Annotated in this window: 6 protein-coding genes and 1 pseudogene; 3 read left to right on the top strand and 4 right to left on the bottom strand. The window is 66.6% G+C overall.

All coding sequences use genetic code 11. The features are described from left to right. The coding region (locus ACH4C6_RS35170; protein WP_398112694.1) for a transposase at positions 1-284 on the top strand (284 nt) is incomplete at its 5' end. A 928-nt stretch (positions 285-1,212) separates the two neighbouring features. Here ACH4C6_RS35170 and ACH4C6_RS35165 read toward each other — a convergent pair. Then, entirely contained in the window at positions 1,213-1,566 is a 354-nt protein-coding gene (locus ACH4C6_RS35165) for a hypothetical protein (protein WP_398112693.1), read from the bottom strand. 1,700 nt (positions 1,567-3,266) lie between these two features. Between ACH4C6_RS35165 and ACH4C6_RS35160 the strand changes: the two genes are divergently transcribed. After that, on the top strand, positions 3,267-3,731 hold the full coding sequence (locus ACH4C6_RS35160) for a hypothetical protein (protein WP_398112692.1): 465 nt from the start codon (positions 3,267-3,269) through the stop codon (positions 3,729-3,731). On the opposite strand, the gene ACH4C6_RS35155 is transcribed toward ACH4C6_RS35160, so the two are convergent. The 3 genes from ACH4C6_RS35155 to ACH4C6_RS35145 form a co-directional block, all read right to left on the bottom strand. Then, entirely contained in the window at positions 3,700-4,431 is a 732-nt protein-coding gene (locus ACH4C6_RS35155; protein ID WP_398112691.1) for an ATP-dependent nuclease, read from the bottom strand. The two genes, ACH4C6_RS35160 and ACH4C6_RS35155, sit on opposite strands and share 32 nt — an antisense overlap. A gap of 180 nt (positions 4,432-4,611) precedes the next feature. Continuing rightward, entirely contained in the window at positions 4,612-4,857 is a 246-nt protein-coding gene (locus ACH4C6_RS35150) for a DUF6300 family protein (protein WP_398112690.1), read from the bottom strand. A gap of 425 nt (positions 4,858-5,282) precedes the next feature. After that, complete coding sequence (locus tag ACH4C6_RS35145; RefSeq protein WP_398112689.1) at positions 5,283-5,969, bottom strand: HNH endonuclease family protein; 687 nt, start codon at positions 5,967-5,969, stop codon at positions 5,283-5,285. A 1,172-nt stretch (positions 5,970-7,141) separates the two neighbouring features. On the opposite strand from ACH4C6_RS35145, the pseudogene ACH4C6_RS35140 reads away from it, so the two are divergent. Continuing rightward, positions 7,142-8,288 (top strand): annotated as a pseudogene (locus tag ACH4C6_RS35140) (IS701 family transposase). Positions 8,289-10,129 lie beyond the last annotated feature (1,841 nt).

Below are 10,129 nucleotides of genomic sequence, written 5' to 3'. Positions count from 1 at the left end.
CACGTCACCGGCCTCGCCGGCTGTTCGCCGACCGCGGCTACGACTACGACAAGTACCGCCGTCTCCTACGGGCCCGCGGCATCACACCGAAGATCGCCCGGAAAGGCACGGCTCACGGTTCCGGCCTGGGCAAGACCCGTTGGGTCGTCGAGCGGACCTTCGCCTGGCTCCACCAGTTCAAACGACTCCGGATCCGCTACGAGATACGCGCCGACCTCCACCTCGGCCTGCTCCAACTCGCCTGCAGCATCATCTGCTTGAGACGACTGCGGACCTCATTCTGAAATGATCAGTAAGGCAAGGGCCGGGCCCGGCCGCCCCCCGGACGGGGGTGAACCGGCAGATCACAGCCGGCCGTAGGAACAGAAAGGCCAGAAGGGGCGGATACAGCCCGGAGCCCGCCCCAGCCCCTTCTTCCGCATCCGTCCACACTCTGGAGCCGCTGGTGTCCACTCCCCCTGAGTTCCCCTACAACACCCGCACGCCCCGTCCCCTGTACTACCGTGGCTTATCGGAAGCCACCGACGCAACGATGACCGACACCGACACGTCCCGCCCTCCGTACTCCCGTGGTCCTTCACAAGCACCATCGGCAGCGAGCAGCTACGACTTCCGCGCCCGCGGCATGATGAACAACACCAGCACGTACAGCCCTCCTTATGACCGCGGCTTCTCACAAGCACCATCGGAAGCATCATCAGCAGCGGACAGCGACTTCCTCGCCCGCGACATGATGAACACCAGCGCGTACGGTCCTCCGTATGACCGTGGCCTCTCACAAGCACCGTCGGAGGGCGGGGAATCGCTGTTCGGTTCGGCTCACCCCTCCCCCCGCCCGAACCGGACGAGTGAGCGCGGGCTGTCGGCAGCACCGTCTCCACGAAGCTCGACCACCCCATACTTCCGTCCCTACGACACGTACGGGCGGCCCCGGTCCGTCACCCCCGCCGACACTCCCGCCGGCTCACGATTCACCACTCCCGCCGATTCACTCTTCGGCGGCACTCCCGCCGGCTCACGATTCAGCACTCCCGCCGATGCACGATCCAGCACCGCCGGCCCATCCTTCCGCACCCCCCGGTAGCACCCGGGCTCCAAGGCCTGGCTCTCCCGCCCCTGCCACCCCCACAACCCCCGCAACCCAGGACAGCCCCCGGAAGCCTCCCCACCCCCACACACGGCGCATACCCTGCCGCCGGACCCACACCCCGCTCACCCGCAGGCCCGGCCCACACCCCCGCCCCTCCCCCACGACAACCCAGCGTCATCGACGTCGACAAGTTCGACGCCATGTGCATCCCCCGCGAAACCAGCAATGAAATGCCACCAGAACTCCACGCCGTCAAGGACTTGCCCTTCCACGGCCGCAAGGCCCCCTACGCCCCCTTCGTCCGCTCCGGGCTCTCCCTCTTCGTCGGCGACCAGCACAAACAGTTCCGCGACGACCTCCTCAAGAAACTCGCCCATCCCGCCAACCGCGACGTGACCTACGCACAAGTCCACCACTACGCCCACACCAAAGGAGTCAACCTCACCCCACACGACATCAACGAACTCCGCAAACACACCCTGCCCCCCGCCCTAACCGCGGCCTACGCACAAGCCGAAGCCCGAACGCAAGCCCGAGCCGCCCGAGCCGCCCGAGAGCAAGGCGAAACGGAAACCCGAGCTCACGCCCAGACACAAGCCCCAGCCGAGACGGCACAGAATGATGGTGCGGGTACGCATCGGACGCGCGTGATCCGCACGGCCGACGAATGGGCGGACGCAATACGGGCCCTACCCGAATCGCAAATCACCGACAATCAAAAGAAGCGCCGCCTCCCCACCTATGACGTGAAGGTGGGCGGAGTTCCCATCGGTAAGCACCTTAATAGCGCTGTAATTACTGCGGGGCGCCATAAGCCGAATACGATCCTGAAGGAGGAGGAGGCCGTGGCGCTGCGGGCGAGAGGTCTGGCGCCTTTCCTCGTCAAGGTGGGCGACGGATACGGTTTGGTCAGAAATCCCGTGCAACCAGATGCCGGGCCTTCACACCAGGGAGTGACGCCCTCACAAGCACTGGCCGGCTCCCACGCCACGGCCGTGCTCCCGACCCGGAACACCACTCAGCCCGGCACCCAAACAACACCCTCCCAGCCACAGCCCCCGTCCAGCTGGCCCACCGCGACATCCACCTCCGGGGCGTCCACCTCGTACTCCCACCACCCCATGCCCCTCACCATGGCAGCAGCCGCCGGCCAAACCCCACCCGGCCCCACCCACCTCCACCCACACCACCCCCAACCGAGGACCGGGCCGGTAAACAGCCCCCCTCCCCCAGCCGGCCGTGACAAGCGCCTGGGGCCGCGCAGTCACTGCGCAGCCCCAGGCCTCGTAGGCGCGGTCCACAATCTGCTGGGGCTGATGCCGCGTCCGGCGTCCGCGAAGAGTCCGCCTGAAGGCTGCCCCGGCCCGCTGCTCCCAGGAATGAGCGTTGACGCGGCGGGCTGCACCCTACGGCGTCCGTGCCGTCTGCGACCGTGCCCGGGCACGGCACGGGCCCCCAGGAGCGTCCTGAGGGCCCGGCCCGAGTCGGCGAGTGCGGCCGAACCCGGTCAGCAGCTGGTTTCCAGGGCCTTCACGAGGTCGTCTGGGGGCGGAGTGGTTCCGGTGGCGAGGTGACGCACGCTGGGGCCGGGCGGGGGCCAGGCGGCTCCCCGGCCCAGCGGGTGGCGACGCGAAGCCGAGGTCCTTTCGCGGGCTCCATGCTCCTCAGCAGGTCCAAGTTGATCCGGAACAAGTTGACGATCTGCGCCCCGTTCAGAGCCCGGGCCGCCTCGGCGAGGGCATTGCAGTGGCCGGCCATTCCTTGAACACGATCGGCCATGCGGCGAGCGTCCTCCGCCCGCCGCTCCATCACCCGGGCCCGCTGCCGAAAACGTTACAGGTGGAGGGCCCTGCACACTTCGGCGTTATGGACTGACCGCGTCATGACGCGGTTCGCCCCGCACGGTCAGACACGCGTACAACTCATCCCGAAAGCGTGACGCCTCCACGAACGCTTACACCGGACGCGGGCAGTGAGGGTGACGGCACGGCGAACGACGGACTTGTGCACCGTTTCGCCTTTCAGTGCGTACAGCTTCGCAAGCTCGTGAGTCCTCGAACATGATGGGACGGCAGCAGACTTGCCCGGCAAGCGCAGCGGTCGGCCACCGTCAGGAGATGGTGGCCGACCGCTGTGTGTCGGTTCAGGAGAGAGTGCTGTTGATGGCGCTGAAGAGTTGCTCGAAGCGGCTAAGGGTTGTCTCGGAGAGTCCGGGGAGAAGGCTGTCCCGCTTGCGAAGCAGGGCGTCGGCGGGGCGGCCGTGCTCAGTGAACGGTGCTCCGGTTGCCCGGGTGATGCGGGCGATGATGCGGTCGTTGCCGTTGAGGTCGCTGACCTTGAGTTTGGTGCCGAAGGCCGCGTTGTACAGCTTGATGTAGTCGCCCGGGGAGAACAGGTCCTCGATGTCGCTGTCCTTGACGCCGTCGCTGAATGCGTCCGTGAGCAGGAGCCGCTTCGGGGAGAGCAGGCCCTTGTTGGTGAGGGTCTTGAGCTTGGCGACTCCGGCCGGGGTGCTGTCGATGAGAACCGTGGCCTGGAGGCTGGTGCCGATGAGGGCGACGAAGGCGGGGATGTTGGTGGCGCCGCCGGCGGGCAGGATGCGCCAGCGGTCATCGAGGGTGTGTGCGGCCCGCCTCTTTGAGGAAGTCGCTGATCAGCGTGAGGTAGGTGTAGTCGCTGGTTCCTTCGACCAGGAGGCTGTCGGGGCCCACGAAGAGGTTCTGGGCGATGTCGTAGCCGAGGGCGGCTTGGAGTGGGAAGAGCGAGTCGTCGGTGACGGAGAGGACTTCGTCGGTGACGACCGCGCCGGTGTCGGGGCCGCGGTCTTCGACGATCCTGACGCGGTCGAGCTGGGCCGTTTCGACCATGAACGGAGAGTGGGTGGTGTAGATGACCTGGGCGACGGGAGCGAGGCGCTCGTTGATGAAGCGCAGGAAATCAGCCTGGGCGCGGCCGTGCAGGCTCAGTCCTGGTTCGTCCAGCAGGACGACGACGCCGTGCGGGTAGTTTCCGAACTCGGAGAAGGCTGCCAGGAAGCTGAAGAACCACTGGAAGCCCGTGCAACGGGCGGAGAAGTTGTTGGTGAACCCGTGCCGGCGGTCCCTGACACGGATGTCGAGGTGGCTGGCGACGGCCTGTTGTCCGTTCGGTTGCTGGACGGTGGTCTTGTCCAGGTCGATCTCCACCGACAGGTCCGGGTTCTGCTTCCAGTACTCGAAGACCTGTTGCGTGATGTCGTTGCTTACCGCTTCGAGTTCGGCCTTGCGCTCTTCGAAGTCTTCGGCCGACAGCGCTCCGGCAGTTGTGCTGGCCAGTTCCAGCAGGGCCCGCGCGGTCTGCATGGAAGAGGCGCCGGGCTCTTCTTCCTGTCCGTTGAGGTCTGTCAGGGCGATCCGGCCGGGAAGGTAAGAACTTCGGCTCGCGCTCGCGCCTCTTTCGTAACATCGTTGACAGCGGCGAGCTGCATCCGACCAGTCTGCCCTGGGCCACTGACAATCCTGGCCGGATTTCGCGTAGCGGGCTCAGCCTCTCCCACGCGGTACGAGGCGCAGATGGGTCGGTGGGCTGGGTGGGACGTCAGGCTGCGGGGCGCGCGTCCAGCCGTGGGCGTGCATGGTCTCGGTCTCCCAGTCCTCGAAGAGCTTCGGTAGCGCCTTCGGGTCGCGGCCGGGGTCGCGGTGCCACTGGATGAACGCGTGGGCGGCTGGTCGGTGGGCGTCGCAGGCTGGGCAGAGTTCCAGTCTGCCTGGGCCCGAACGCAGGTGCACGGTAGTGGTGGCTTCGTACCCGCAGCCGGACGTGGGGGTGGGCGCGGGGCTGAGGAGCGCTGCGCCGAGGGCAGCCGCTGCTGCGGCGAGGAGTATCTAGCGACGCCACGGAGAGGAAGGGCCCGGGCTCACCGACGTAGGCGCGCCCAGGCCCTGATGTCGGGTATCCGCAGCGAGGATGACCGCGACACCTATAACAACGACAAGATGCTCAACACGTCACACCCCACGGCAGCTACGGGAGCTGTAAGGCACTCTGGGGCGGCACGTCTTGCAGACACTGCACCCGATCCGTGCCTCCCACCGGGACATCGCAGGACAGGGACCTGCCGCTACATCAGGTCACGGTGCCTGGCGCTCAGCGGCCGACGGGTACGCCGTTGCGTTTGACCTGCCTCGATGGCGCGCAGCGCGACGCTCTCTGATTATCGGGCGAGAGTGACATTGACCGGTACATTCGAGCAGCTATTGAGGATGTCCGTGAGGGCGGCCGCTTCTGCTTCGTCGACGGCCAGGCGCCAGCGGAGTTTGTCGGCGATCCAGTCGGTGGCGTACTGGCAGCGATAGGCCTCGGCCGGGGGCATCCAGGTGGTCGGGTCCTGGTCCGCCTTCGAGCGGTTCGACGCGGCCGACACCGCGATCAGCGCGCGGTCGTCGCCCAAGTCGTTGGCGTATGCCTCACGATCGGCAGGGGTCCAGGTGGAGGCGCCGGAGTCCCAGGCTTCGGCGAGCGGGACCAGGTGGTCGATGTCCACACCGCGCGGGCCTTCGATGTAGCGGTCGTCGTAGGGCGAGTACCACTGGCCCCCGGACAGGGCGCAGCCCGCTCCCTGCTCAGGTGCGGTGACGGCTTCGGCTTTGAGGACCTCGGCTCGGGTGCTGCAGCCGTCCCGGTCCGCGTCGACCCAGTGCTTGAACGCCGAGCGCTGGTAGCCGGTGCGGTCCTCACCGGCCACCGGGATTTGGGTCAGGGCCTCGCGCACGGGCAGGCTGATGGTCTGGCCGGGATCGCGTTGCAGGGTCGGGGCCGGGATGGCGTGGGCGGGGGCGGGGGCGGGCAGCAGTACGGCCGCGAAGGCGGCGGCAGCCGTGAGGGTACGGGCGAAGCGCACGAGCAGGTCCTTAACGGAGAGCACCGACTGGTCGGGACTTCGTATCGGCCCCGCTCTGTGACGCGCCCGAAGACGGCAGCACCCGTACCCGATCGGGGGGCAAGTCCGATAGTCGACATGCCGGTGAGGCCGCGGTCGGCGCGGACCCGGCAGTTGGTATCCGAGGCGGGTAGCCGGTGGGTGTCTCAGCGACGTCAGTTGGTGCGAAAGCTTAACTCCTCCACCCGACCACCGTAAGATCCCGCCCCCGCACACCGGGTGCGGTATTGCGCGCCCCGTGGCAGGGCAGTGCCAGGCACTGCCCTGCGGGCCCGTGCCGGGCCCTTGGGTCCGTCCGCTGCGCTCCCGGACCAGCCCGCTCCGCGGGCAGGTGGCTACAGGGGGAAAAGGGTGGCGGGGGCTCTCCCGCACCTACCCCAGGATGTTCTTCCGTCCCGGACCCAAGAAACCATGCTGCTGCACAGCCGCCGAGGAGGAAGCCTGCACAGTACCGGCAGCCGCCATAACAGCAGAGCCAGGAACCACAGAAGACGCAGCCTGCGCAACACCAGGCACAGGAGACGGCGCACCAGACCTCCTCGTCACCACCAACTCCTCATCAGAACTCACACTCACATCCGACCCCCCAGACACAGACCCCGCACGCCCTGCCTGCGCCACAGACAACGCCACCAACGCAGCAGCCGCCTCAGCATCAGCCGCTGCTGCAGCAGCTCTCCGCCGCCGCGTCTCATGCCCCTTCTTGACGGCCGCACTGCGCGCCTCCTCCCCCCGCGCCGCATGCCCCGCCTTGATTGCCGCCCGCGTCTCATCGGTGGCCTTCTTGCCCCGCCTCGCGTCCCTTATCTTCTGCAGCGCTTCCGGGGTGTGCTTATAGCCTGGTTTCGGCACAACAACTCCCAATCTCCGAGCTACCAACAGAGGGCGTGACACCCCCACCCCGACTACGGCCACCACACCCAGACAGATCACCTCTGTCTCCCGCCGACCCTGCCCCACAGGGTCGGTAGGAGACAGGAGGGCAGAGGTGGGTGGTCAAGTGGGAGTGTCACGGGAAGTGATGCAGCATGTGCTGTCGGCGGATCTGCATCACCCCCGTGCTTCAAATGTTGGGGCTAGTACTGCAACGGTCCTTGCCGTGACTGCTGGCCAGCTCGGTCGTTGATGTGGTCATGGGTGGGGCCCTTGCTGATGTCAGGCTGTGGGCGGGTGAACTCGAGGCGGTGCATGAGCGGTTCGTGCACCGGTTCAGCCGGGAGGAGCCGCGGCAATCTGCTCTGGCGTATATGCGTGGGCTGGTCGCGCCGCTGGAGCGGAAGAACGGCTGGACGCTGGCGGAGGAGGCCGGGCACGCGGGTCCTGACCGCATTCAGCGGTTGCTGAACCGGATCGAGTGGGACGCCAACGATGTCCTAGACGACGTGCGCGACTACGTCGTGGAACACCTCGGAGATCCAGAGCCGTCCTGATCGTCAATCACACCGGCTTTCTGAAGAAGGGCATCCGCTCGGCCGGCGCGCAGAAGCAGTACTCCGGTACCGCCGGACACACCGAGAACTGCCAGATCGGCGTGTTCCTCGCCTACGCCACCAGCCGCGGACGCACCCTGATCGACCGCAAATTGTATCTGCCCACCTCCTGGACGGACGACCGGGAACGCTGCCGCCGGGTCGGCATCGACGACAGCGTCGCCTTCGAGACGAAGGTGGCCATGGCCAAGACGATGGTCCGCCGGGCCATCGCCGACAAGGTCCCCTTCCGGTGGGTGACGGCGGATGCCGCCTACGGCTTCTCCAAGGGCTGGCGCTACGAACTCGAGCAGGCGGACGTCTTCCACGTCATGGCCACCACCCGGCACGACACCGTCGTCACCCGCTTCGCTCTCGATCACCCCGTCCACGACCTGTTTCCCGGCCTGCCACGGCAGAAGTGGAAACGCCGTTCCTGCGGGCAGGGAGCTCATGGCCGGCGGATCTACGACTGGGCGCGCGTCGAGGTGCGGCCCGCCGCAGCGTCACCCGGCTTGAGGAGATCTCCTACTACATCGCCTACTGCCCCGCCGGCACCACGCTGGACGAGCTGATCCGCATCGCCGGCAGCCGCTGGGCGGTCGAGGAATGCTTCCAGACCGCCAAGCAGGAGTGCGGCCTGGACGACTACCAGGTCCGCCGCTATCCGGGCTGGCACCGCCACATGACCTTGGCCATGGCCGCCCACGCCTGTCTGACCGTCCTGCGAGCCCGAGAACTGGACGCGGACAAAGCAGAAACGGATCCTCCCAGCTCATCCACCTCAGCCTCGCCGAGATCAGACGGCTGATCACCCGACTCACCGACCGCCGGCCCACCCTCGTCGACCACATCCTGCACTGGTCAATCTGGCGACGCCGACGCCAGCACCAAGCCCGCATCAGTCACTACAAGCGACGCGGACACAGCCCTTGAACTGGTCAGCAATCAGCACAGACACCATTGCAGTACTAGGGCCTGTCGTTTGGATCATTCCGGCGTCGCGGGGCCTGGCACGCCCATCTGCGGCGTTGTCGTCGGTTGCCAACGCTCCGCGTTGACGCCCTCCTCCGCCTTGCATCTGGACGCACCAGGCCTCGCTCGAGTCGGCTGACAGAGCCGAGCCTCACAGCCGGGCTGATCCGAACGACAGACCCTAGGGGACATAAGGGTGGCAGCCGGAGAGGGTCGGGTATGCACCGCCCGGCCCTCTCCATCACCTCATTTGAGCCAAGCGATCATTTACAGCCACAGTGCAGATACCGCGAACCCGAGTGTGTGCGGCTGCGTAGTGACGGGTGGACGCGGGTTGTCCGTGGGCTGACGCTGACCCGTTGTGCTGGCGGTGGTGACAACCCATGGAAAATCGCCGACCAGCGTCTGGGGCTTCACCGAAGGGTCGGAGCTCGAGGTGCCGCACCGAATGTCGCCTCCGTAGGACGTTTGGTGCGGCTCCTCACTCGTCCTCGTCGAAGGGAAAGGACGGTGCGGACATGCCGTGGGGGCGCGCTCCTACCATGCCTATCCCTGTTGTCGACAGAGACGGAACCCCTGCTCGTGCAGCAGGGGGAAGGGCCGGGTGATGGTGATCACCCGGCCCTTCTCACACTCTTCGGCGATTGCTGTGAACCCGCCGAGCACTGCTCGCGTAGCTGCAAGTAGATACCGGCTACTGCGGTTCACTGCCCGCCCATACACCTGCGCTGTGGAGGGCAGCCCGCAGCATTTCCTCCCCAAGCTGGTATCGAAGGGTCTCCCTGGTGGGGTGAGACCACAGGTGCTGCTGTGCCGGAACATGTCCCAAGCAATTCCGGGCGGCAGCACCAGAACGCTGTTGGGGGTGGGTCGATTCCCAGGTCGACCCGCCCCCAACAGTACGTAATCTTCGAAGGTGGCACGAGAAGGGGCGCATGAGATGGATGACGACGGGCAGCCCTCAAAAGAAACACCGCCTTCCAGCGCCCAAATAGGAACCATATTCGAGGCGTACGGAGTCTGCTCAGCGGACTGTGCTACGTTCATCGATCCGGCCTTGAAGACCGAAGCCGAGCTGGCTGCCCCGGATGTCTGTCCCGATGACAACTGCAGCGGCACACTGGAGTGGGTTGCGGTCCGAGCCCGTACTCTATGAGATCCAAGCTCACCGCTGCCGGGATTTAGTCTAACGAGCTCGTGCACGGTAGGCAGGGAGGCGTCGAGGATGGCGGCGGGGCTCGGTGTTCACCTCTGCCGTGTCGACGTCAGGTCCGCGGTCTGCTGATGGGACAGCAGGCCGGCGACGGCCTGGACGGTGTCACTCATGTGCTCGCGGCGGCCGAGGTGGCGGGCCAGGACCCGCCCATTCTTCAGATGGGCGATCCCGTGCTCGACCCGGATACGACGTGTGTGCCTTGCGCTGTCGCTCGTGCATCTCCTCGTACCAGTCCGGGGCGTTCTTCTTGAACTTGAGATGCGGTGGTGTCACCACCCGGCCGCCGGTCTGCGCGCCCAGACCCTGGTAGCCGGCATCGGTGAGAATCTCCACCGCGGGCCCGTCGGCCAAGAGCTTGACCAGCCCTAACAGGTCCTAACAGAAGTCGCTGATGGTGTGACTGTCGGCTCAGATGCTCGTTGCTCTGTTCGTGGGGAAGAGGAACTCTCGTCCGTGGATCG

It is taken from the genome of Streptomyces sp. NPDC017943, assembly GCF_044328425.1.
Taxonomy (GTDB): domain Bacteria; phylum Actinomycetota; class Actinomycetes; order Streptomycetales; family Streptomycetaceae; genus Streptomyces; species Streptomyces djakartensis_A.
Note: the sequence above shows the minus strand (reverse complement) of the source record. Positions and strands in the feature narration are given on the sequence as shown.